This window comes from Citrobacter werkmanii, assembly GCF_008693645.1.
GTDB lineage: Bacteria > Pseudomonadota > Gammaproteobacteria > Enterobacterales > Enterobacteriaceae > Citrobacter > Citrobacter werkmanii.
This window is the reverse complement of record NZ_CP044101.1, coordinates 3,223,076-3,245,909: the sequence shown is the minus strand read 5'-3', so window position 1 is coordinate 3,245,909 and position 22,834 is coordinate 3,223,076. Positions and strand designations below refer to the sequence as shown.

Sequence of the window (22,834 nt, the reverse complement as noted above, 5' to 3'; positions counted from 1 at the left end):
GAACAAGGGAGAAAAATGGAGGAATTATGAAACACTGTCGGGATTCGTCTGAATGCTGACGCGGCTTTGCGAGGTATTACGCAACATTAAGCGGTGAAAACGGCGAACAAGAAATAGTGCGTTAGAGTGCGTTCAAGGCAAAAAGGAGGTAAGCCAGAGATTTCAGCGGGACGCTGGAACGGGAAAGCCCCTCCTGAGGAAGGGGCCAAAATAAGGAAAGGGTTATGATGAAGTACGTCATCATACTGGTGATACTCTTAGTGATTAGCTTACCGGCTTACTAAGACACCAAGGGGAGGGGAAACCTTCCCTAACCCTCACTCCTGAAAATAAGCTACAGCTAAGGTGATGTCAATACACGTCCTTTTCAGCATGCGAGCGGCTTAGCGGAAAACAACCTCAGCCCAGCGGGCCAGTCCGGCGGTGACGGAACCGAAATCATCGCCACCGGCAATTGGGATCCCCGGAAGCTGCTCTGCGAGAGCTTTTTTGATCAACGGCGAACGCGCGCTGCCGCCGGTCAGGTAAATCACGTCCGGTTTTTCCTGCGCGTTTTCCAGCGCCAGTTGAACCTGCTCGAGAATGCGCACCAGGGGCTGATTGAGCGCGGCTTCCAGTCCGTGTTGGCTGATATCGGTGGCCAGCGTTTCACTGATAAACGGTATCGCCGCCGTAACGATGTTCTGGTCTGACAGTGCGATTTTGCTCTCTTCTGCGCTGCGTACCAGGCGGTAGCTCAGACGCTCGCGCCAGACTTTGAGCAACAGGGCGACTTTATCGGCTTCCCGGGCGTCGCGCACAAGATCGTTCAGTAAGCGTCCGTTGGCGCTACTGTAGAACTCACTTTGCGCGGGGACATCGTTAATCGCGACCGCGTTCCACCAGGGCAGAATAGGTAAGGCGATGCCTTTTTCCGTTTCTCCACCCATGCCGAGGAGCGGCATCAAGTGTTTAAATGCCAGCGCAATATCCAGATCGTTACCGCCTACGCGGCAGCCGCTGTGCCCCAGCAGGCTATTTTCGCGATCGGCGCGTTGATGCCATTGCGGCCCCATCAGCAACAATGAACAGTCGGTCGTACCCCCGCCAATGTCCACGACCAATACGCGTTTTTCTTCCTGCAGCGTGGCTTCGTAATCCAGGCCAGCCGCTACCGGTTCGTATTGAAAAACGACATCCTGAAAACCAGCGCGTTTTGCCGCACGTTCAAGAATCCCCTGCGCTTGAGCATTGGCATCATCGCCACCTAAACCCTGGAAGTTGATTGGGCGACCAATAACGGCCTGGGTGATGGCTTCCGGCAACTGGCTTTGTGCCTGATTACGAATATGCAGCATCATGGCGCAGACCAGATCCTCAAACAGCGCAACCTGCTGCGGTTTCAGACCGCTGGCGCCGAGAAAGGATTTTGGTGATTTAACGAAGTACACCTCTTCCGGATCGTCAATATAGTGACCCAGTGAAGCCAGACCGAACTGCACGCTGTTGGCATTCACTTCAATATCTTCTTCGCGGTTATAGCGCATCGCACGACGCAGCAGCGCCTGCGTTTCGTCATCCGTGGTTGGGACGTCGTGATGGCGATACAGCCATTCGCTGACAGCTTCGCGCGTTGGCGCACACAGCATTGAGGGCAGAAGCGTGCTGTTGTTTTCCATTTTGAGCAAGTGTGGCTGCCCGTCTTGCATAACGGCCACTGAACAGTTTGCCGTACCGTAGTCAAAACCAATAAACACCGTAAAAATCCCCATGCCAGTGAAGAAGGGGCGTGACTTTAACGAAATGTCGACGTCCCGACAACTGGAATATGAAAGCAAGGCGTATCGTTTGAATACCGTTTATGCTGTAGGTTTGCTTGAAAAGGAAAACGCAATGTTCACGCTGAGTTGGCAACCGCCTTATGACTGGCCCTGGATGCTGGGGTTCCTGGCCGCCCGTGCGGTGGAAGGGGTAGAAACCGTGGGGGATCTGCGTTATGCCAGAAGCCTGACTGTCGGGAATCATTGTGGTCTGGTGCGCGTGATACCGGATCTACACACCCATCAACTACACGTGACGTTGAGTCCGGGGCTACAGCCGGTTGCCGCAGAGTGTCTGGCTAAAATGACGCGCTTATTCGATCTTACCTGTTGCCCGCAGCAAATAGTCAGCGCGCTGGGAAGCCTTGGGGCAGCGCGTCCGGGACTGCGTTTGCCGGGCAGTGTTGATGCGTTTGAACAAGGAGTACGGGCGATTTTAGGGCAGTTAGTCAGCGTAGCTATGGCGGCGAAACTGACGGCGAAAGTGGCGCATACTTATGGGGACACGCTGGAGGATGCGCCAGAGTATGTGTGTTTTCCTACCCCTGAAGCGCTCGCTGATGCCGATCCATTACACCTGAAAGCGTTAGGGATGCCGCTCAAACGCGCTGAAGCGTTAATTCATCTGGCTCGCGCGACGCTGGATGGAACGCTTGCGACACAAGCGCCTGCCGATATCGAGCAAGGCGTCAAACATCTGCAAACGTTCCCCGGAATAGGGCGCTGGACCGCCAACTACTTTGCGCTGCGCGGCTGGCAGGCGAAAGATGTTTTTCTGCCGGATGACTATCTGATTAAACAACGTTTTGCCGGCATGACGCCCGCCCAGATTCGGCGGTATGCAGAGCGCTGGAAGCCCTGGCGCTCCTATGCGTTATTACATATCTGGTATACGGATGGCTGGCAGCCGTCAGTTGATGGCGAAATTACTGGTATTCAGTAGCAGATCCAGCGGTTGGGCGTCGGCAATGATATCGCCATAAATCATATCAATCCCGATGCCAGAAAGCGCATCCATGATTAGCGGCAACTGCACCGGACCAGCGATGGTTTTAATGTCCAGACGCTGAGCATGGCCCTGGATAATGGACACCCACATTTCGTCAATCAAGTTACCGTGGACACTGGCGCTTAGCTCGCTGTCGAGTAGAAGGTAATCAACCATGTGATACTTCAGGTTGTCAAAAAGATCTAAATCGCGACCGACATGACTTAAAATAATTCGGCATCCGCACTGTCGCAGTCGATGTAGTGTGGATATAGCCTGCGTTGGGTTTGTTTTTATCACGTTAGACGGAACGGTCAGGTGCAGCAGTCGTGGTGGTAACGGACTTCTTTGCAGTTGCCCCAGCAGTTCGTCAACAAGTTCTGTATTCAGCAATCCGGCGGCGGAAAGGGGCAGGGCAATGCTGAGTCCCTTACTGGCGACGGCCGGGGCTGCGCTCTGGAAGAACTCGGTAAATACCCGGCGGTCAAGCGCCTGATTCAATGTAGAATCGACCAGCCCGGCACGGAAAGCGTGCTCTTCAATAATTTCCCCTTCAGTTGTCCCTAAGCGTAGTGAGAGCAGCCAGAAGCTAAACGTCTCTGGTATCCGCGGGGAGGCCACGCCCCTGGCGATGATTAACATTGGATTGTGCGTAATGGTGTGTCTTTGTTCATCCAATGACAGTTGGCTTCGCGCCGCATGGGCCTCGCTTTGCTGGGGTTCATAAACGCAGACTCGCCCACGTCCACTGTTCTTCGCCGCATAACAGGCTATATCCGCCTGGGACATGACGTCGCTCGCGACATGGTTTTTTTCATCAATTAGCGTAATTCCCGCACTGGCGCCAATACGGTGCAAGCGTCCATCCCACATAAAGTGGTAATCGTTGATGGCGCTGATGATGCGACCTGAGATAAAGCGGGCGCTTTCGATATTACAATCTGGCAGCAACAGACCAAACTCGTCACCGCCAAGGCGCGCCAGCATATCGCTGGAACGCAGCATGCTGAGCATCAGTGAAGAGAGTTCGCGTAGCAGGGCATCGCCTGCGGCGTGACCAGCGCTATCGTTTACGGCTTTAAAACGATCGAGATCGATAAAAACCAATGCATGACGTTGGTGCGTGTCGTGAACCGTATGCAGTAACTGTTTTAGATGATTTTCGAAGCTGACCCGGTTTGCCAACTGCGTCAGATCGTCATGCGAGGCGCTGTAGCTAAGCTGGCGCAGCATTTTACGTGACTCGGTGACATCCTGAATCACCAGCACCGAGCCAATGCTGCCACCATCGAGTGTGCTGAGGGGGGTGATGCTGTACTGAATGTCATAACTGTTGCCGTTGCGACAATGCAGAACGACTTCCTGCTCGATGGCCGTACGCGACATGTCAGCGCTGTAGATATTCTCCATCAGCGGTCCGTTGTCGCCGAAAGTAATACGGAGTACCGTCAGCAGCGGAATACCGATGGCGCTTTCCTGCTGCCAGCCGCTCATCTTCTCTGCGACCGGATTCATAAAGGTCACGTTCATATCGACATCAATACAAATCACTGCTTCGCCAATCGAATCCAGCGTAATGTGCAGACGTTCTTTTTCCTGATACAACGCTTCGTTAAGCTGCTTCACCTCGGTCATATCCATATTGATGCCAAGGAAGCGTTCAACTTCACCATCTTTATTCAGTACCCGATTTGCCAGTGAGCGGATGTGCCGCACGCCATCTTTGACCGCAATACGAAACTCGAGCTTAAAGGGGGCCCGTGCGGCCAGCGAATCGCGAATGACATTTTTAGCATGTTCACGATCTTCGGGCACAACGCAGTCATACCAGACTTGCCAACTGGGTTTGATATGCGCAGGGACTTCATAGAGATCAAACATGCGCTTATCCCAACTGATTACGTCAGGCTGCAGCTCCCATTCCCAGATTCCAATTCCCCCGGCTTCATTGGCGAGGGTAATGCGCTCCATCAACCGTTTATTAATCCACTCGGTATGCTTCAGATCGTTAATATCCTCAACCTGCGCAATAAAGTAGAGTGGGGTATTATCGCTATTACGCACCAATGAAACGGCCAGCAAGGCCCAGACGACATCACCGGAGCGCGTGTAATAGCGTTTTTCCATGGAGTAGCTGTTGATTTCCCCGCGTGCCAGCATATCCAACTGTTCGAGATCATTGTTCAGATCTTCCGGCCAGGTTAATTGCTGGAAGGTTAGCGAACGTAGCTCATCCTGGCTGTAGCCCAGAAACTGGCACAACGCTTTATTCGCCTGGAGCCATTGCCCCTCGGTTCCCACCAGCGCCATACCAATCGCGGAATATTCCATGGCATTGCGAAAGCGCGATTCGCTTTCAGAGATATGTTTGCGTTCGGCCCGAAACGCGTACATCACCATCGTCATCATATTGGCCGGCAGCAGGATCATCAAAAACGGCAGCCAAGGCAGGCTGGTCGTCAAGTTGGGTTTTGGGATGTAGAGCAGCGAAGGGTCGGCGGCCAACATCATCGAGACCATCATTACGGTGCTGAGGAAAATTAAAAATGCCTCCATTCGCGGCAGACGAACAGCGCTCCACATCAACAGGACGATAACGCAGGTAAAAGGCCATGGAAGATACATCATGGACAGCCAACTGAGCGTCAAGGTCACCAGAAGTGTGATGACGGTTTCAAGCAGTAACCGTGGGTCGCGGTGGCGGAGCAGATAATGGGGCTTAAACAGCAAACCTAACGGCACCAGCGCCAGCGCGCCTATGGACTCTGACAGCACCCAAATAAGAAAGGTATTTAACGAGGTTTCCTTTGGCAGCAATAACCACAGTAGCAAGCCGCCCAACACGGGAGGAACCACGGCGCTGCCAAAAGCCAGGCGCGCCCAGTCGTTGAGATTTTGTAAGGGGTTGTACCAGGGCAGCAGTTTACGCAATAGCATTGCGCCAACGACAGCCTCAATAATGTTGATAGCCGTATAGGTGAAGCTAAGCGATTCACCGGGGAAGAAGAGTAAGGACGCGCCGATATTACCAAATGAACAAGCCAGCGCAATTCCCGGCCACATCTTTCCCGCATGACGGTAAAAAGCCACCATCATGATTGACGTTGGGAACCAAAGCGGCGCCAGCTGCGCGCCGAAACGTGACAGTTCCAGCGAGAATAGCGTAAAAATAAAAGCCACCAGACCTAAACTGGCCATGCGCAGTAGAGGATGAGGTAAGGTAACTAAAACATGTTGGGATTGTTTACTCATTACCACTCTACCCAAATAGCCGATGTTGTCCGGGAGATATGCCGAATACATCTTGTTTAATCTGCGATTATGCTAGTACAAATAATTTACAATTTATACGCCAGCTGCGCATAAATTAACACTCTCAAGCTATTAATTCCTAAGGCTGATAGATAAATTTAGCACCTGCTTTAAAACTGATCATTTTAATTTGCGACAAGGAAAGCATTGGCGCAGGCTGGACTGGCATCGCGCCGCTGAAATCCCTATAATTGCCGCGTTTGGCGTTTCGACGCCGCCCTTCCTTAACATCCAGGTTAATCAGGTCGCTAAATTTATGACTGATCAGTCCCATCAGTGCGTCATTATCGGCATCGCCGGCGCATCGGCTTCCGGCAAGAGTCTTATTGCCAGCACGCTTTACCGCGAATTACGTGAACAAGTCGGTGACGAACATATTGGCGTTATTCCCGAAGACAGCTATTACAAAGATCAAAGCCATCTGTCGATGGAAGAACGTGTAAAAACCAACTACGACCATCCGAACGCGATGGATCACAGCCTGCTGTTTCAACATCTGCAGACGCTTAAACGCGGAAGTGCCATTGAACTACCCGTTTACAGTTATGTTGAGCATACACGCACGCAAGACACTATTCATATCGAACCCAAGAAAGTGATCATCCTGGAAGGCATTCTGCTGCTGACAGACGCGCGTTTGCGTGACGAGATGAACTTCTCTATTTTTGTTGATACGCCGCTGGATATATGCCTGATGCGCCGTATTAAACGGGACGTGAACGAGCGTGGCCGTTCCATGGATTCGGTGATGGCGCAATACCAAAAAACCGTACGTCCAATGTTCCTGCAATTTATTGAGCCTTCAAAACAATACGCCGACATCATCGTGCCGCGCGGGGGTAAAAACCGCATCGCCATCGATATTCTGAAGGCTAAAATCAGTCAGTTCTTTGAATAAGTTCAGCGAATTGTGTACCGTTCAGTGATAACCTGGCTCACCCTTAACGCGCCTGGCATTAAGGGGTTGAAGCACGAAAGGAGAAAGTGCCATGCGTTTATGTGACCGAGATATTGAAGCCTGGTTGGATGAAGGTCGCCTGTCGATCACTCCACGCCCTCCTGTCGAGCGAATCAATGGCGCCACGGTAGATGTGCGTCTTGGTAACAAATTCCGTACGTTCCGCGGTCATACGGCGGCGTATATCGATTTGAGTGGACCGAAAGATGAAGTCAGCGCTGCGCTGGATCGCGTGATGAGCGATGAAATCGTCCTTAAGGACGGCGAGGCATTTTTCCTGCATCCGGGGGAGCTTGCGCTGGCGGTGACGTTCGAATCCGTGACGTTGCCTTCCGATCTCGTCGGTTGGTTAGATGGACGTTCTTCATTAGCGCGTCTGGGACTGATGGTACACGTTACCGCACACCGTATCGATCCGGGCTGGTCAGGGTGCATCGTACTGGAATTTTACAACTCCGGAAAATTACCGCTGGCCCTGCGCCCTGGCATGCCAATTGGCGCGTTGAGTTTCGAACCGCTTTCCGGTCCGGCTGCGCGACCTTACAATCGTCGTCAGGATGCAAAGTATCGCGATCAGCAGGGCGCCGTTGCCAGCCGGATCGATAAAGACTGAATGTTTTCAGTCCATTGGGGATAGCATGAGACGATTTCTGACAACGCTGATGATCCTTCTGGTCGTGCTGGTGGCCGGTTTTTCTGCGTTAGTACTGTTGGTGAATCCGAATGATTTCCGCGCGTATATGGTCAAGCAGGTTGCTGTGCGTAGCGGATATCAGCTGCAGTTGGATGGTCCTCTGCGTTGGCACGTATGGCCTCAGTTGAGCATCCTCTCGGGGCGCATGGCGTTGACGGCTGAAGGTGCCAGCGAACCCCTGATTCGTGCTGACAATATGCGCCTCGACGTCGCGTTGTGGCCGTTGTTGAGTCATCAGCTCAGTGTGAAGCAGGTGATGCTCAAGGGGGCTGTGATTCAACTGACCCCGCAAACTGAGGCGGTGCGTGGACAAGATGCGCCCGTTGCCCCCAAAGACAATACGTTGCCCGATCTGGCGGAAGACAAAGGATGGTCGTTTGATATCGCCCGTCTGCGCGTCGCCGACAGCGTTCTGGTATTCCAGCATGAAGACGATGAGCAGGTAACGGTTCGCGATATTCGTCTGGAGATGGAACAGGATAGCCAGCATCGCGGTACGTTTGATTTCTCCGGGCGTGTGAACCGCGATCAGCGTGACCTTGCGCTATCGTTTAACGGCACCGTCGATGCTTCCGACTACCCGCATAATTTGTCCGCTAATATTGAGCAGTTAAGCTGGCAGCTACAGGGGGCCGATCTTCCGTCGCAGGGCATTAAAGGTGAGGGACAGCTTCAGGCGCAGTGGCTGGAAGAGAAAAAACAGCTCGCGTTTAGCGAGATTCATTTAACCGCTAACGACAGCTCTCTCGCCGGGCAAGCCCAGGTGTCGTTGTTAGATAAACCAGAATGGCTCGTCGATCTGAAATTTGGTCAGCTCAATCTGGACAATCTGATTGTGCAACGCGATGCCGTGGCGGCGACAAACGGTGAGGTTCAGCAAGGGCAGAGTCAGTCGACGCTGGCGCGCCCCGTCATTGCTTCGCAGGTTGATGCCGTCTCTTACCAGGGACTCAAGGGATTTTCGGCAGACATCACGTTACAGGCTGACAAAGTATTGTGGCGTAAAATGGCGTTTGAGAATGTCTCGGCAAAAATAAATAACCAGTTCGGCTTAATGAATATCGCACAGCTGGAAGGCAAAAGTAACGGTGGACGTGTTTCGCTTCCCGGTACGTTGGACGCCAGAAAAGATGCGCCGCGAGCAGTCTTTCATCCGCGGCTGGAAGGCGTAGAAATAGGCGCTATCCTCAAAGCCTTCAATTACCCCATCGCGCTGACCGGCAAGCTGTCACTGGCGGGAGATTTTTCCGGCTCGGATATTGACGCCCAGGCGTTTCGCCATAGTTGGCAAGGCCAGGCTCATGTCGAAATGAGTGATACGCGAATGGAAGGAATGAACTTCCAACAGATGATACAACAAGCCGTAGAACGCAGCGGCGGTGATGTGAAATCACAGCAAAATCTGGATAACGTCACCCGTCTGGATCGCTTTGTCACCGATATGACGCTGGATAACGGCGAGGTTACGCTGGATAACATGGCCGGTGAGTCGGCGATGCTTGCGCTGACTGGCAAGGGGACGTTAGACCTGGTGAAGCAGAATTGCGACACGCTGTTTAACATTCGCGTGCTGGGCGGTTGGGATGGCGAAAGCAAGCTGATTAAGTTCCTGAAAGCCACGCCGGTTCCTCTCAGGGTTTATGGCCAGTGGCAGGCGCTGAACTATAACTTGCAGGTCGATCAGTTGCTGCGTAAGCATCTGCAGGATGAAGCGAAACGTCGTCTGAACGATTGGGCCGATCGCAATAAAGACTCCCGCAACGGTAAAGATGTTAAAAAGTTGCTGGATAAACTCTGATTCACATTGCCGGATGGCAGCTAATGCGCCATCCGGCGGGTGATTTACACCTCGTAATCCATCTCTTCTTCACCGTGTAGCGGTATCAACTGGACTTTTTGCACGCGATGGTTTTCCACCTGCAGAGTTTTTAGTCGGTAGTCGCCAACCTGAACTTCCTCTCCGGTTTTTGGAATACGCTGTAAATATTCCATCAAAAGCCCGGCAATGGTGTGATATTCACGTTTTTCATCTAACGGAATAGGGACGTACTGCACCAGATCTTCCAGCGGCATGTGACCGTTAGCTGTCCACGAACCATCGGCATTTTTCTGGATATCATGGCGGGCATCAATCTCCTCTACCTCATTTGGCAGATTACCGGCGATGGTTTCCATTACGTCACTGAGCGTTACGATCCCTTCGACAGAACCAAATTCATCTGCAATAAAAGCGAAGTGCGTGCGGGCATTACGGAACTGCTCCAGCGCCGGAAGCAGCGGCAGGGTTTCCGGGAACACCAGCGGCTGACGAATCAGGACGCGTAAGTCGAGCGCCTCGCCGCGCAGGGACTGCTGCAGCAGATCGATGACATGTACTACGCCCAGCAGCTCTTCCTCCTCGTCTTCCCCGGTAACAACCAGGCGCGTATGCTGATTTTTTTCCAGTAAAGCGCGAATTTCTGCTTCGGGTGCGTTGAGATCGACGTGTTCAATGTCGTGGCGTGAGGTCATGATGCTGCTGACGGTACGCTGATTAAGATTCAGTACGCGCTCAATCATCCGCCGTTCCTGGGGCGCAAAAATCTGACCCTCCTGGTGATCCGCCAGCATAGCAGCGGTTTCGGCATCCAGTTCGGCATCTTCTTTTTGACCGCTCAGCAGCCTCATCACCGCCTCGGCAGTGCGCTGGCGCAAGGTATGGTTGGCTGACAGGAAGCGACGACGGTTAAAGATTGCCAGCTGGTTCAAGGCTTCGATCATAACCGAGAAGCCGATAGCGGCGTACAGGTAACCTTTCGGGATATGGAAACCGAACCCTTCGGCGACCAGGCTGAAACCAATCATCAGCAGGAAGCTTAGGCACAGAATGACGATGGTTGGGTGGCTGTTGACAAAGCGAGTCAACGACTTACTGGCGAGCATCATCAGGCTGATGGCGATAATCACCGCCGCCATCATCACCGCCAGGTGATCGACCATCCCGACGGCGGTAATGACGGAATCCAGAGAGAAGATGGCGTCAAGCACCACAATTTGTGCGACCACTCCCCAGAACTTAGCGCCTTTACGCTGGGTGGGATTGTCGCTGTCTTTGCCTTCCAGCCGTTCGTTTAGCTCCATTGTGGCTTTAAACAACAGGAAGAAACCGCCAAACAGCATAATCAGATCGCGCGCACTGAAACTGAGGCCGCGAATGCTGAACAGTGGCGTAGTCAGCGTCACCAGCCAGGATATTGATGCCAGTAGCAGCAGTCGCATGACCATCGCCAGCAGGAGCCCGGTAATACGCGCCTTATCCCGCTGGGCAGGAGGGAGTTTCTCCGCGAGGATGGCAATAAAAACAAGATTATCAATGCCAAGAACAAGTTCGATCACGATTAGCGTGACGAGTCCGGCCCAGATTGACGGATCGGCAATCCATTCCATAGTAAATGCTATACCCATAGTTGTATGACAATTGTCACAATTCGATCATGGGTAAAACTGGCGGAAAATGCAATGCCGGAAAGGGATTTCTCTGGCGGTTATATCAGGATGCCAGCGGGATAATAGCCGTAATGTAACTACAGGAAATAAACTTCTTTAGCCAATTATATTTAGGAAATATCGCAGATGGCGTATTTATTTAGTCATGTTGTCAATATCAATAAAATCCTAAAAACATATAAATTCCACGCTTAATATTAATCTTAAAAGCAAGTGAACGGAGGCTTGTTATCTTGCCTGCTATTCACTTAGCTGCAACAATTCTTGCGGTAATAATCAAAAGATAATATTTCCTCATTAACCGGTGACGTTATTCCCGATGCGTTGCTGTTCTGAATATGATGAAAATAAAGGAGAAGATAAAAATTTAAATTAATCAGTGCATTGGTAGCTAATGAAGCCAGGGGCGGTAGCGTGTCTGGTCACCTGAAAACAAGCCTAAATTATTCTGTCAAGAGACCGCAGATGAATCCATTATTTTTAGGACTGATGCCAGTTAAATTCCTTTTCAATTAACGGCAAGGTAAATGTGTACAGGCGAAGCCACTATTTAGAACGCACGTGATAATTACTCTGTCAAAGTGATAAATAATCAATGATGAACTCCAAACTTAAATTGATACCAGTCCTGGTATCGGTAATCTTGATAAACGGTTGTACCGTGCTTCCGGGCAGCAATATGTCTACGATGGGCAAAGATGTGATTAAACAGCAGGACGCTGATTTTGATATCAATCGGATGGTGAATGTTTATCCACTGACCCCGCGACTGGTCGAGCAATTACGTCCTCGTCCGAATGTTGCGCAGCCTAACATGTCGCTGGAGCAGGAGATTGCAGGATATCAGTATCGGGTCGGTCCAGGCGATGTCCTGAATGTGACCGTCTGGGATCATCCTGAACTAACAACCCCGGCCGGGCAGTATCGTAGCTCAAGCGATACCGGCAACTGGGTGCAGCCTGATGGCACCATGTTTTACCCCTACATTGGCAAAGTCAGCGTGGTGGGAAAAACGCTGGCAGAAATTCGTAGTGATATTACCGGGCGCTTAGCGAAGTACATTGCTGACCCGCAGGTGGACGTTAATATCGCCGCTTTCCGCTCGCAGAAGGCTTATGTCTCCGGGCAGGTGAATAAATCTGGCCAGCAGGCCATCACCAACGTACCGCTTACCATTCTTGATGCCATTAACGCCGCAGGCGGTCTCACCGAGGCGGCTGACTGGCGCAATGTTGTACTGACTCACAAAGGTCAGGAGCAACGAATTTCACTGCAAGCGCTGATGCAAAATGGCGACCTGAGCCAGAACCGTCTGCTCTATCCTGGCGACATTCTGTTTGTTCCGCGTAATGACGATTTGAAAGTCTTCGTGATGGGGGAAGTGAAGAAGCAGAGCACCCTCAAAATGGACTTCAGCGGTATGACGCTCACCGAAGCGCTTGGCAATGCGGAAGGTATCGATCTAACCACCTCCAACGCCAGCGGCATTTTCGTTATTCGTCCGTTGAAAGGCGAAAGCGGGCACAACGGCAAGATCGCCAATATCTATCAGCTTGATATGTCCGATGCGACTTCGCTGGTGATGGCGACGTCATTCCGACTCCAGCCTTACGATGTGGTGTATGTCACGACCGCGCCGGTTGCCCGCTGGAACCGTTTGATCAATCAGTTGCTGCCGACCATTAGCGGTGTTCGCTATATGACGGACACGGCCAGCGACCTTCACAACTGGTAATCGTCATGTTTAACAAAATATTGGTTGTCTGTGTGGGGAACATTTGCCGTTCCCCGACGGCAGAACGCTTGTTAAGGAAGTTTCATCCGGCGTTGACGGTCTCTTCTGCAGGTCTCGGGGCGCTGGTGGGTAAAGGTGCGGATCCCTGTGCTATTAGCGTCGCGCAGGCGCACAACCTGTCACTGGAAAATCATTGTGCCCGCCAGATCTCAGGACGCATGTGCCGGGAGTACGACCTGATCCTGACCATGGAAAAACGCCATATTTCAGCCCTGTGCGAAATGGTGCCGGAGATGCGCGGCAAAGTGATGCTTTTTGGTCACTGGGACAGCGAACGTGAAATTCCCGACCCATACCGTAAAAGTCGGGATGCGTTTGACGCGGTGTACGCATTACTTGAACGGTCTGCCCGCCAGTGGGCTCAGGCATTGAACGCGGAGCAGGGAAAACAATGACAGAAAAAGTAAAACAGTCTGCCGCGCCGGTTACGGGCAATGATGAAATCGATATTGGTCGTCTGGTAGGAACGGTGGTGGAAGCTCGCTGGTGGGTGCTTGGTATTACGGCGACGTTTGCGTTATGTGCGGCGGTCTACACGCTGTTTGCCACGCCGATCTACAGTGCGGATGCGCTGGTGCAAATTGAGCAAAATACCGGGAATTCCCTGGTGCAGGATATTGGCTCGGCGTTGTCGAATAAACCGCCGGCTTCGGAAGCGGAAATTCAGCTCATTCAGTCACGGCTGGTACTGGGAAAAACGGTAGACGATCTCAATCTGGATATCGCGGTGACGAAAGATACATTTCCGATTTTTGGCGCAGGCTGGGATCGGTTGATGGGGCGCCAGAATGAAACCGTTAATGTCACCACCTTTACGCTGCCAAAGGCGATGAAGGAACAGACTTTTACGCTAAGCGTGTTGAACGATAAAAGTTATCAATTAGTCAGTGATGGGGGATTTAGCGCCCGCGGTCAGGTTGGGCAATTGTTGAATCACGATGGCGTGACGATGCTGGTTGAGGCGATTCATGCCAGCCCTGAGAGCCAATTTACCGTCAGCAAATTTTCCACATTGGGCATGATTAACACCCTGCAAAATAACCTGATGGTGACAGAAACCGGCAAAGATACTGGCGTATTGAGCCTGACTTTTACCGGCGAAGACCGCGAACAAATCCGCCAGATCCTCGACAGTATTACCCGCAACTATCTGCAACAAAACGTAGAACGTAAGTCAGAAGAGGCCGCTAAAAGTCTGGCGTTTCTGGCAAAACAGTTGCCTGAGGTGCGTAACCGGCTGGACGTTGCCGAAAACAAGCTGAATGCCTTCCGTCAGGATAAAGACTCCGTGGATTTGCCGCTGGAAGCTAAAGCGGTGCTCGATTCCATGGTAAATATCGATGCGCAGCTCAACGAACTGACCTTTAAAGAAGCGGAAATCTCCAAGTTATTCACCAAAGCGCACCCGGCGTATCGCACATTGCTGGAAAAACGCCAGGCGCTGGAAGATGAGAAAAGCAAGCTGAACGGGCGCGTTACGGCAATGCCGAAAACGCAGCAGGAAATTGTCCGGCTGACCCGCGATGTGGAGTCCGGTCAGCAGGTCTATATGCAGCTGTTAAATAAGCAACAGGAACTGAAGATCACCGAGGCGAGTACGGTCGGAGATGTACGCATCGTCGATCCCGCGATTGCCCAGCCAGGCGTGCTGAAGCCGAAAAAGGCGTTGATTATTCTCGGTAGCATTATTCTTGGTTTGATGCTTTCGGTGGTGGGCGTATTGCTGCGTTCCCTGTTTAATCGCGGCATTGAAAGCCCGCAGGCGCTGGAAGAGCATGGCATCAGCGTTTATGCCAGCATCCCGCTTTCAGAATGGCAAAAAGCGCGCGATAACGTTCAGACCATTAAAGGTGTGAAGCGTTACAAACAAACCCAGTTACTGGCGGTGGGGAATCCAACGGATCTCGCCATAGAAGCGGTCCGTAGCCTGCGTACCAGTCTGCACTTCGCCATGATGCAGGCGCGCAACAACGTGTTGATGCTGACCGGCGTCAGCCCGTCGATAGGTAAAACATTTGTCTGCGCTAACCTGGCGGCGGTCATTAGCCAGACCCACAAGCGCGTGCTGTTGATCGACTGTGACATGCGCAAAGGCTATACCCACGAACTGCTGGGTACCAGTAACGTCAACGGTCTGTCTGAGATCCTCGTCGGTAAGGGGGATATCTCCTCCAGCGCGAAACCGACCTCCATTGCGAATTTTGATCTGATCCCTCGCGGACAAATACCCCCTAATCCATCTGAGCTTCTGATGAGTGAACGCTTTGGCGAACTGATTACGTGGGCCAGCGAGCACTATGACCTGGTCCTGATAGATACCCCGCCAATACTGGCGGTGACCGATGCGGCAATTGTTGGCCGCCATGTCGGCACCACGCTGATGGTGGCGCGTTATGCGGTCAATACGCTGAAAGAGGTGGAAACCAGCCTGAGTCGGTTTGAGCAAAACGGCATTCAGGTTAAAGGGGTGATTCTGAACTCGATCTTCCGCCGTGCCAGTGGCTATCAGGATTACGGTTACTACGAATACGAATACACGTCGGATTCGAAATAGATAACGAACAGCAACGCATATCGAATGTAGGCCTGATAAGCGTAGCGCCATCAGGCAACTTTATTTGGGAAACGAAAATGACGACAGAAAACCCACTCATTTCAATTTATATGCCAACCTGGAATCGCCAACAGCTGGCCATTCGGGCGATTAAATCGGTGTTGCGCCAGGACTATCCTCACTGGGAGATGATCATCGTGGATGACTGTTCTTCCTCGTATGAGCAACTACAGCAGTTCGTTGAGGAACTGAACGACCCACGCGTGTGCTATACGCATAACGCGACGAACTCCGGGGCCTGCGCGGTACGCAATCAGGCCATCATGCAGGCTAATGGGCAATATATTACGGGTATTGATGATGATGATGAATGGACGCCGAATCGCCTGAGCGTGTTTCTGCAGCATCGTCATCAACTGGTTACGCACGCGTTTCTGTATGCCAATGATTATGTTTGTGAAGGCGAAGTGTATTCGCAACCGGCCAGTCTGCCGCTCTATCCGAAGTCAGTTTACTCCCGACGCAAGTTTTACAAGCGCAATATTATTGGTAATCAGGTGTTTACGTGGGCATGGCGTTTTAAAGCATGCCTGTTCGATACCACACTGAAAGCCGCGCAGGATTACGACATTTTTCTCAGGATGGTGGTGGCGTACGGCAAACCGTGGAAGGTCAAAGAGGCGACGCAGATCCTGCATGTGAACCACGGTGAGATGCGCATTACCTCGTCACCGCATAAATTCTCCGGCTACTTTCAGTTCTATCGTAAGCACAAAGGTAAATTTGACCGGGCGAGTAAGAAATATCAGCTGTTTACGCTCTATCAGATCCGCAATAAACGAATGAACTGGCGCACGCTGCTGACGTTGCTTTCCATTCGCAACAGTAAGCGTCTGGCCGACGGACTGCGAGGACGCTAAGTATGCTGGAAGATTTACGTGCGAACGGCTGGAGTCTGCGCCCCTGCTGTATGGTAGTGGCCTATCGGATTGCCCATTTTTGCTCCGTCTGGCGTAAAAAAAATATCTTGAACAACCTGTGGGCTGCGCCGGTGCTGGTGTTGTATCGCCTGATCACTGAATGCCTGTTTGGTTATGAAATTCAGGCCGCTGCATCTATCGGTCGTCGTTTCACTATCCATCATGGTTATGGCGTAGTGATCAATAAACACGTGGTGGCAGGGGACGATTTAACCCTGCGCCACGGTGTCACCATTGGCAATCCTGGCGGCAAAGATTTGTCCTGTCCGGTCATCGGTAACGGTGTCGAACTGGGGGCCAACGTCACTGTGCTCGGCGATGTCGCTATTGGCGATAACGTGACCATTGGCGCCGGGAGCGTGGTAGTGGATAGCATCCCTGACAACACGCTGGTGGTGGGCGAGAAAGCACGAGTGAAGGTAACAAAATGAATATCTTACAATTTAATGTGCGACTCGCAGAAGGTGGAGCGGCAGGTGTGGCGTTAGATCTGCATCTGCGCGCGCTGGCGAAAGGGTTGACGTCACGCTTTGTGTACGGCTATGGCAAAGGCGGCAAGAAAAGCGCCAGCCACGGTAATTATCCGCATGTTATCAAACATACGCCGCGCCTGACGTCGGCGGCGAATATTGCGCTATTTCGTTTCGCTAACCGCGACCTGTTTGGCAATCTTAACAGTTTATATCGTACGGTGATCCGCACATCCGGCCCGCTGGTACTGCATTTTCATGTGCTGCACAGTTACTGGTTGAACCTGGAAGAGGTCGTGACCTTTTGCGAAAAGGTGAAGGCGCATAAACCGGACATCACCTTTGTCTGGACGCTGCACGATCACTGGAGCGTGACCGGGCGTTGCGCTTTCACAGACGGGTGTGAAAGCTGGAAAACCGGCTGCCAGAAATGCCCGACGTTAAGCAATTATCCGCCGGTAAAAATCGACAAAGCCCATCAGCAGGTGCCCGCTAAGCGGCAGAGGTTTCGCGACATGTTAGCGCTTGGCTGCCAGTTTATCTCTCCCAGCCAGCATGTGGCTGACGCGTTCAACAGTCTGTATGGCATGGGGCGCTGCCGCATTATTAACAACGGTATTGATGTGGCAACCGAAGCCATTCTTGCCGAACTGCCCGCCAGATATGAACCACACGGCAGACCGAAAATCGCGGTGGTGGCTCATGACCTGCGCTATGACGGTAAAACCAATCAGCGCCTGGTGCAGGAGATGATGGCGCTCGGGGAAAAAATTGAGCTGCATACCTTCGGCAAATTTTCTCCCTTTGCTGGCGATAACGTCATCAATCATGGCTTCGAAAGCGATAAGCGAACGTTGATGAGTGCGCTTAACGAGATGGATGGACTGGTGTTCAGCTCCCGCGTTGATAATTACCCGCTGATTCTGTGCGAAGCGCTTTCCATCGGGGTACCGGTGATTGCTACGCACAGCGAGGCGGCACAAGAGGTACTGGCGAAAGCGGGCGGCAAAACGTTCAGTGAAGCGGATGTATTGCGGCTGGTACAACTGAAAAAATCAGACATTGCGCAGGCGGTATTCGACACATCGCTTGCCGCGTTCAGCCAGCGCAGCCGGGTGGCATACAGTGGACAACAGATGCTGGAGGAATATGTCTCGTTCTATCAGAATCTGTAGCTATCTGCTGCTACCGCTGCTTTATCTGCTGGTTAACGTCAAACTTGCCCAACTTGGCGAGAGCTTCCCGATAACGATTGTCACATTCTTGCCCGTTCTGCTGTTGCTGTTTGTCGAGCGCATCAATATTAAAAAATTAATGATTGCGCTGGGCGTGGGGGGAGGGTTGACGGCGTTTAACTACCTGTTCGGTCAATCGCTGAATGCCAGTAAGTACGTCACGTCCGCGATGCTGTTTGTCTATACCGTGGTGATTATTGGCATGGTGTGGAGTATTCGCTTCAAAACCATTTCGCCGCATAACTATATTAAGATCCTGCGCTTTTTCTGGCTGGTTGTCGGGCTGGTGGTAGGGTTAGCGGCAGTTGAAATGGCGCAGATCATTCTCAGCGGCGGCAGCAGTTTAATGGAAGTTATTTCGAAATATCTTATTTACAGTAACAGCTATGTTCTGAACTTTATTAAGTTTGGCGGAAAACGCACCACTGCGCTTTATTTCGAACCGGCATTCTTCGCTCTGGCGTTAATCTCAATTTGGCTCAGTATCAAACAGTTTGGTATCAAAACGCCTAAGTCCGATGCTATGATTCTGGCAGGGATAATATTATCAGGGTCGTTTTCCGGGGTGATGACGTTTATTTTGTTTTATCTCCTGGAGTGGGCGTTCCAGTACCTGAATAAGGATGCGATTAAAAAGAAGTTGCCGCTGGCGATAATCTCATTAAGCGTGTTTTTAGTCGGTGTGATATTTGCGTTTCCATACATCGCAACGCGCCTTGGGGATTTAGGCACCGAGGGGTCGTCATCGTATTATCGAATCGTGGGACCGCTAGTGATGGTCGGTTATTCGTTAATGCATGTTGATGGCGTCGTAAGATTCGGTTCGCTTTATGAATATGTCGCGTCATTCGGAATTTTTAACGGTGCGGATGTGGGTAAAACGATAGACAATGGTTTGTATCTGCTGATTATTAATTTTTCGTGGTTCGCCGTGATATTAACCCTGTGGTACATGGGGAAAGTCATGAAGATGATGATCACTGCTTTTGGTGATAATCAGAATTATCGGGTGCAGCTATATCTTTTTACGCCGCTGTCGCTGTTTTTTACAGGGTCAGTATTTAGTCCGGAATACGCGTTTTTAATTGTGTGTCCGTTTATTTTGCGCAAGGCGCTGAATATCGCGAGGTAAATCACATGCTGCTTAGTATTATTACCGTCGCCTTTCGCAATCTGGAAGGGATCGTCAAAACTCACGCCTCGCTGGCACACCTGGCGCAGGCAGGCGATATCAGTTTTGAGTGGATTGTTGTTGATGGCGGCTCCTCTGACGGTACGTCGGCGTTTCTTGAAGGTCTCGGTGATGAACATCGGTTGCGGTTTGTCAGCGAACCGGATAACGGCATTTATGATGCGATGAACAAAGGCATTGCGATGGCGCGCGGGCGCTTTGCGCTGTTCCTCAATTCCGGGGATATTCTGCATGCCGATGCGGCTCAGTTTATCCGCCAGTTAAAAACGCAGAGTGATAAAGCCATGGTTATCGGCGACGCGTTGCTGGATTTTGGCAATGGTAACAAAATTAAGCGCCGGGCAAAGCCGGGGTGGTATATTTATCACAGCCTGCCTGCCAGCCATCAGGCCATCTTTTTTCCGCTCTCAGGACTGAATGTCTGGCGCTATGATTTGCAATATAAAATATCGTCAGATTACGCGCTGGCTGCCAGACTATATAAATCTGGTTACGCTTTCAAAAAACTGGACGGGCTGGTATCGGAGTTTTCGATGGGCGGAGTGTCAACGACGAATAATCTGGAATTATGCCGCGATGCAAAAAAAGTTCAGCGGCAGATATTACATATGCCAGGTTTTTTGACTGGGGTTTCTGAATATTTACGGCTGCGTACAACCGGTAAAACAAAAACTTTATATGGCAAAACGTAAGGGCACATTATGCAGGATTTAAGCGGCTTCAGCGTGCCGAAAGGTTTTCGCGGTAGCGGTGTCATTAAAGTGCAATTATGGTGGGCGGTACAGGCAACACTGTTTCGCTGGTCACCCCAGGTAATGTATCGCTGGCGTGCGTTTTTATTACGCATGTTCGGTGCGAAAATAGGAAGAAACGTAGTTATTCGACCTTCAGTAAAAATTACTTATCCGTGGAAATTAACCCTGGGAGATTATGCCTGGGTGGGTGATGACGCGGTTTTATATACGTTGGGTAATATTACGATTGGCGCACACGCGGTTATTTCGCAAAAAAGTTATTTATGTACCGGAAGTCATGATTACGCCAGCCAACATTTTGATATTAACGCCACACCGATTGTGGTTGGCGATAAATGCTGGCTGGCGACAGATGTCTTTGTCGCGCCTGGCGTGACGATTGGCGATGGCACCGTCGTTGGAGCACGCAGCAGCGTATTTAAATCGCTGCCAGCAAATGTCGTTTGTCGGGGAAACCCCGCAGTAGTCACGCGCGAACGCGTCGAGAAAGTTACTCCCTGAGGGGATCATTTAAGAGGTAATAACATGTCAAAAGTCGCTCTCATCACTGGCGTAACCGGGCAGGATGGTTCTTACCTGGCAGAATTCCTGCTGGAAAAAGGGTATGAAGTGCACGGCATTAAGCGTCGCGCTTCATCATTCAACACCGAACGTGTGGACCATATCTACCAGGATCCACATTCAAGCAACCCCAAATTCCATCTGCACTATGGCGATTTGACGGATTCATCCAACCTGACCCGTATTTTAAAAGAGGTCCAACCGGATGAGGTCTATAACCTGGGCGCCATGAGTCATGTCGCGGTGTCGTTTGACTCACCGGAATACACCGCGGACGTCGATGCAATAGGTACGTTGCGTTTGCTGGAGGCTATCCGCTTCCTTGGTCTGGAAAAGAAGACCCGTTTCTATCAGGCCTCCACCTCAGAACTCTACGGCCTGGTACAGGAAATTCCGCAGAAAGAGACCACGCCGTTTTACCCGCGTTCGCCCTATGCGGTGGCTAAGCTCTACGCCTACTGGATTACCGTTAACTACCGCGAATCCTACGGTATGTATGCCTGTAACGGCATCCTGTTTAACCACGAATCTCCACGCCGTGGTGAAACTTTCGTCACCCGTAAAATCACCCGCGCCATTGCCAACATCGCTCAGGGCCTGGAGTCATGCCTGTACCTGGGCAACATGGATTCGCTGCGTGACTGGGGGCATGCCAAAGATTACGTCAGGATGCAGTGGATGATGCTGCAGCAGGATCAGCCGGAAGATTTCGTCATTGCCACCGGCGTGCAATATTCCGTGCGTCAGTTTGTAGAAATGGCGGCGGCGCAACTGGGTATCAAACTGCGTTTTGAAGGTGAAGGCGTGAATGAAAAAGGCATTGTGGTTTCCGTGACCGGACACGATGCGCCAGGCGTGAAACCTGGGGACGTGATAATCGCCGTCGATCCGCGCTATTTCCGTCCGGCAGAAGTAGAAACGCTATTGGGCGACCCGGCCAGAGCACATGAAAAACTCGGCTGGAAACCGGAAATTACGCTGCGCCAGATGATCTCTGAAATGGTCGCTAACGACCTTGAAGCAGCGAAGAAACATTCCCTGCTGAAGTCGCACGGTTACGAGGTTGCCATCGCGCTGGAGTACTGAGGATGAAGAAACAACGTATTTTTGTGGCGGGCCATCGCGGGATGGTGGGGGCCGCCATCGTAAGACAGCTGGCCCAACGAGATAATGTCGAACTGGTGCTGCGTACCCGAGATGAGATTAACCTGCTGGATGGAGACGCGGTGCGTCACTTCTTCGCCGCTGAACGTATTGACCAGGTGTACCTGGCGGCGGCAAAAGTGGGTGGGATCGTGGCCAATAACACGTATCCCGCTGATTTTATTTACGAAAATATGATGATTGAGAGCAACATTATTCATGCGGCGCATCTGCATAATGTGAATAAACTGCTGTTTCTCGGATCATCCTGTATTTATCCCAAACATGCTAGCCAGCCAATAGCCGAAAGCGAACTCTTGCAGGGGCAACTGGAGCCGACCAACGAGCCGTATGCGATTGCCAAAATAGCTGGCATCAAGCTGTGTGAATCGTATAACCGTCAGTATGGCCGTGATTATCGCTCGGTGATGCCGACGAATTTGTACGGGCCGCATGACAACTTTCATCCAAGCAATTCGCATGTGATCCCGGCGCTGCTGCGCCGCTTTCACGAAGCCTGCGAGCAAAATGCGCCGGATGTGGTGGTGTGGGGAAGCGGCACGCCGATGCGCGAGTTTCTGCATGTGGATGATATGGCGGCGGCCAGCATCCACGTAATGGAGCTGGCTCATGAAGTCTGGCAGGAATATACCCAGCCGATGCTGTCGCATATCAATGTGGGTACCGGCGTGGACTGCACCATCCGTGAACTGGCCCAGACCATTGCCAAGGTAGTGGGTTACAAGGGGCGCGTGGTGTTTGACGCCAGCAAACCGGACGGGACGCCGCGCAAATTACTCGACGTTACGCGTTTGCATCAGTTGGGCTGGTATCACGAGATATCACTTGAGGCAGGGCTTGCCAGCACCTGGCAGTGGTTCCTTGAAAACCAGCAGCGTTATCGGGGGTAAG

19 protein-coding genes are annotated in these 22,834 nt (G+C 51.7%); 16 read left to right on the top strand and 3 right to left on the bottom strand.

Annotated elements, in window-relative coordinates; all coding sequences use genetic code 11:
* The first annotated feature begins 224 nt into the window (after positions 1 to 224).
* Positions 225 to 284 carry a type I toxin-antitoxin system Ibs family toxin gene (locus tag FOB24_RS16415; RefSeq protein WP_106672390.1) on the top strand — a complete coding sequence of 20 codons (60 nt, stop codon included), beginning with the start codon at positions 225 to 227 and terminating at the stop codon, positions 282 to 284.
* Between the two features lie 99 nt (positions 285 to 383).
* On the opposite strand, the gene yegD is transcribed toward FOB24_RS16415, so the two are convergent.
* Positions 384 to 1,736, bottom strand: coding sequence for a molecular chaperone (gene yegD / locus FOB24_RS16410; protein WP_038641815.1), 1,353 nt, complete (start codon positions 1,734 to 1,736; stop codon positions 384 to 386).
* A 136-nt stretch (positions 1,737 to 1,872) separates the two neighbouring features.
* Here yegD and alkA point away from each other — a divergent pair, with 136 nt between their 5' ends.
* Positions 1,873 to 2,742 carry a DNA-3-methyladenine glycosylase 2 gene (alkA, locus tag FOB24_RS16405; protein ID WP_150345584.1) on the top strand — a complete coding sequence of 290 codons (870 nt, stop codon included), beginning with the start codon at positions 1,873 to 1,875 and terminating at the stop codon, positions 2,740 to 2,742.
* Here the strand turns inward: alkA and FOB24_RS16400 are convergent.
* Positions 2,710 to 6,039: a diguanylate cyclase gene (locus FOB24_RS16400; RefSeq protein ID WP_087855951.1), complete on the bottom strand. Its 3,330-nt coding sequence runs from the start codon at positions 6,037 to 6,039 to the stop codon at positions 2,710 to 2,712. The genes alkA and FOB24_RS16400 overlap by 33 nt on opposite strands.
* A gap of 316 nt (positions 6,040 to 6,355) precedes the next feature.
* Between FOB24_RS16400 and udk the strand changes: the two genes are divergently transcribed.
* The 3 genes from udk to asmA all read left to right on the top strand — a co-directional run bounded on the left by udk (position 6,356) and on the right by asmA (position 9,549).
* The gene (gene udk / locus FOB24_RS16395) at positions 6,356 to 6,997 is read left to right on the top strand and encodes a uridine kinase (protein ID WP_003036776.1); all 642 of its coding nucleotides are present in this window, start codon (positions 6,356 to 6,358) and stop codon (positions 6,995 to 6,997) included.
* 91 nt (positions 6,998 to 7,088) lie between these two features.
* Positions 7,089 to 7,670, top strand: a complete 582-nt coding sequence (gene dcd, locus FOB24_RS16390; RefSeq protein ID WP_003834269.1) for a dCTP deaminase — start codon at positions 7,089 to 7,091, stop codon at positions 7,668 to 7,670.
* A gap of 25 nt (positions 7,671 to 7,695) precedes the next feature.
* A complete protein-coding gene (gene asmA, locus FOB24_RS16385; RefSeq protein ID WP_150345185.1) occupies positions 7,696 to 9,549 on the top strand; it encodes an outer membrane assembly protein AsmA in 1,854 nt (617 codons plus the stop codon).
* Positions 9,550 to 9,593: 44 nt separating this feature from the next.
* Here the strand turns inward: asmA and FOB24_RS16380 are convergent, their stop codons facing one another.
* Positions 9,594 to 11,177, bottom strand: a complete 1,584-nt coding sequence (locus FOB24_RS16380; RefSeq protein WP_069323487.1) for a TerC family protein — start codon at positions 11,175 to 11,177, stop codon at positions 9,594 to 9,596.
* A gap of 655 nt (positions 11,178 to 11,832) precedes the next feature.
* Here FOB24_RS16380 and FOB24_RS16375 point away from each other — a divergent pair.
* The 11 genes from FOB24_RS16375 (at position 11,833) to fcl (ending at position 22,833) form a co-directional block, all read left to right on the top strand.
* Complete coding sequence (locus FOB24_RS16375) at positions 11,833 to 12,972, top strand: polysaccharide export protein (RefSeq protein WP_038641800.1); 1,140 nt, start codon at positions 11,833 to 11,835, stop codon at positions 12,970 to 12,972.
* Positions 12,973 to 12,977: 5 nt separating this feature from the next.
* Positions 12,978 to 13,427, top strand: coding sequence for a low molecular weight protein-tyrosine-phosphatase Wzb (gene wzb, locus FOB24_RS16370; RefSeq protein WP_038641798.1), 450 nt, complete (start codon positions 12,978 to 12,980; stop codon positions 13,425 to 13,427).
* On the top strand, positions 13,424 to 15,586 hold the full coding sequence (wzc, locus tag FOB24_RS16365; protein WP_087855953.1) for a tyrosine-protein kinase Wzc: 2,163 nt from the start codon (positions 13,424 to 13,426) through the stop codon (positions 15,584 to 15,586). The genes wzb and wzc overlap by 4 nt, the downstream gene beginning before the upstream one ends.
* A 77-nt stretch (positions 15,587 to 15,663) precedes the next feature.
* Positions 15,664 to 16,506, top strand: a complete 843-nt coding sequence (gene wcaA, locus FOB24_RS16360) for a colanic acid biosynthesis glycosyltransferase WcaA (RefSeq protein ID WP_069323489.1) — start codon at positions 15,664 to 15,666, stop codon at positions 16,504 to 16,506.
* Between the two features lie 2 nt (positions 16,507 to 16,508).
* Positions 16,509 to 16,997, top strand: a complete 489-nt coding sequence (gene wcaB / locus FOB24_RS16355) for a colanic acid biosynthesis acetyltransferase WcaB (protein ID WP_038641791.1) — start codon at positions 16,509 to 16,511, stop codon at positions 16,995 to 16,997.
* Positions 16,994 to 18,211, top strand: a complete 1,218-nt coding sequence (wcaC, locus tag FOB24_RS16350; protein ID WP_150345184.1) for a colanic acid biosynthesis glycosyltransferase WcaC — start codon at positions 16,994 to 16,996, stop codon at positions 18,209 to 18,211. Before wcaB ends, wcaC begins: the two co-directional genes overlap by 4 nt.
* Positions 18,186 to 19,403 carry a colanic acid polymerase WcaD gene (gene wcaD, locus FOB24_RS16345; RefSeq protein WP_150345183.1) on the top strand — a complete coding sequence of 406 codons (1,218 nt, stop codon included), beginning with the start codon at positions 18,186 to 18,188 and terminating at the stop codon, positions 19,401 to 19,403. Before wcaC ends, wcaD begins: the two co-directional genes overlap by 26 nt.
* A 5-nt stretch (positions 19,404 to 19,408) precedes the next feature.
* The gene (gene wcaE / locus FOB24_RS16340) at positions 19,409 to 20,155 is read left to right on the top strand and encodes a colanic acid biosynthesis glycosyltransferase WcaE (protein ID WP_150345182.1); all 747 of its coding nucleotides are present in this window, start codon (positions 19,409 to 19,411) and stop codon (positions 20,153 to 20,155) included.
* Positions 20,156 to 20,164: 9 nt separating this feature from the next.
* Positions 20,165 to 20,719: a colanic acid biosynthesis acetyltransferase WcaF gene (gene wcaF, locus FOB24_RS16335; protein ID WP_150345181.1), complete on the top strand. Its 555-nt coding sequence runs from the start codon at positions 20,165 to 20,167 to the stop codon at positions 20,717 to 20,719.
* A gap of 24 nt (positions 20,720 to 20,743) precedes the next feature.
* Complete coding sequence (gene gmd / locus FOB24_RS16330) at positions 20,744 to 21,865, top strand: GDP-mannose 4,6-dehydratase (protein WP_038641779.1); 1,122 nt, start codon at positions 20,744 to 20,746, stop codon at positions 21,863 to 21,865.
* Positions 21,866 to 21,867: 2 nt separating this feature from the next.
* Entirely contained in the window at positions 21,868 to 22,833 is a 966-nt protein-coding gene (fcl, locus tag FOB24_RS16325; RefSeq protein WP_150345180.1) for a GDP-L-fucose synthase, read from the top strand.
* Position 22,834: the final 1 nt, after the last annotated feature.

What these genes read in the sequence shown, in the direction of transcription:
- wcaB (WP_038641791.1), top strand. Translation starts at nt 16,509, where the DNA reads ATGCTGGAAGATTTACGTGCGAACGGCTGGAGTCTGCGCCCCTGCTGT.
- wcaE (WP_150345182.1), top strand. Translation starts at nt 19,409, where the DNA reads ATGCTGCTTAGTATTATTACCGTCGCCTTTCGCAATCTGGAAGGGATC.
- wzb (WP_038641798.1), top strand. Translation starts at nt 12,978, where the DNA reads ATGTTTAACAAAATATTGGTTGTCTGTGTGGGGAACATTTGCCGTTCC.
- alkA (WP_150345584.1), top strand. Translation starts at nt 1,873, where the DNA reads ATGTTCACGCTGAGTTGGCAACCGCCTTATGACTGGCCCTGGATGCTG.
- udk (WP_003036776.1), top strand. Translation starts at nt 6,356, where the DNA reads ATGACTGATCAGTCCCATCAGTGCGTCATTATCGGCATCGCCGGCGCA.
- FOB24_RS16375 (WP_038641800.1), top strand. Translation starts at nt 11,833, where the DNA reads ATGATGAACTCCAAACTTAAATTGATACCAGTCCTGGTATCGGTAATC.
- wcaA (WP_069323489.1), top strand. Translation starts at nt 15,664, where the DNA reads ATGACGACAGAAAACCCACTCATTTCAATTTATATGCCAACCTGGAAT.
- wzc (WP_087855953.1), top strand. Translation starts at nt 13,424, where the DNA reads ATGACAGAAAAAGTAAAACAGTCTGCCGCGCCGGTTACGGGCAATGAT.
- asmA (WP_150345185.1), top strand. Translation starts at nt 7,696, where the DNA reads ATGAGACGATTTCTGACAACGCTGATGATCCTTCTGGTCGTGCTGGTG.
- fcl (WP_150345180.1), top strand. Translation starts at nt 21,868, where the DNA reads ATGAAGAAACAACGTATTTTTGTGGCGGGCCATCGCGGGATGGTGGGG.
- wcaD (WP_150345183.1), top strand. Translation starts at nt 18,186, where the DNA reads ATGTCTCGTTCTATCAGAATCTGTAGCTATCTGCTGCTACCGCTGCTT.
- wcaC (WP_150345184.1), top strand. Translation starts at nt 16,994, where the DNA reads ATGAATATCTTACAATTTAATGTGCGACTCGCAGAAGGTGGAGCGGCA.
- FOB24_RS16380 (WP_069323487.1), bottom strand. Translation starts at nt 11,177, where the DNA reads ATGGAATGGATTGCCGATCCGTCAATCTGGGCCGGACTCGTCACGCTA.
- gmd (WP_038641779.1), top strand. Translation starts at nt 20,744, where the DNA reads ATGTCAAAAGTCGCTCTCATCACTGGCGTAACCGGGCAGGATGGTTCT.
- wcaF (WP_150345181.1), top strand. Translation starts at nt 20,165, where the DNA reads ATGCAGGATTTAAGCGGCTTCAGCGTGCCGAAAGGTTTTCGCGGTAGC.
- FOB24_RS16400 (WP_087855951.1), bottom strand. Translation starts at nt 6,039, where the DNA reads ATGAGTAAACAATCCCAACATGTTTTAGTTACCTTACCTCATCCTCTA.
- dcd (WP_003834269.1), top strand. Translation starts at nt 7,089, where the DNA reads ATGCGTTTATGTGACCGAGATATTGAAGCCTGGTTGGATGAAGGTCGC.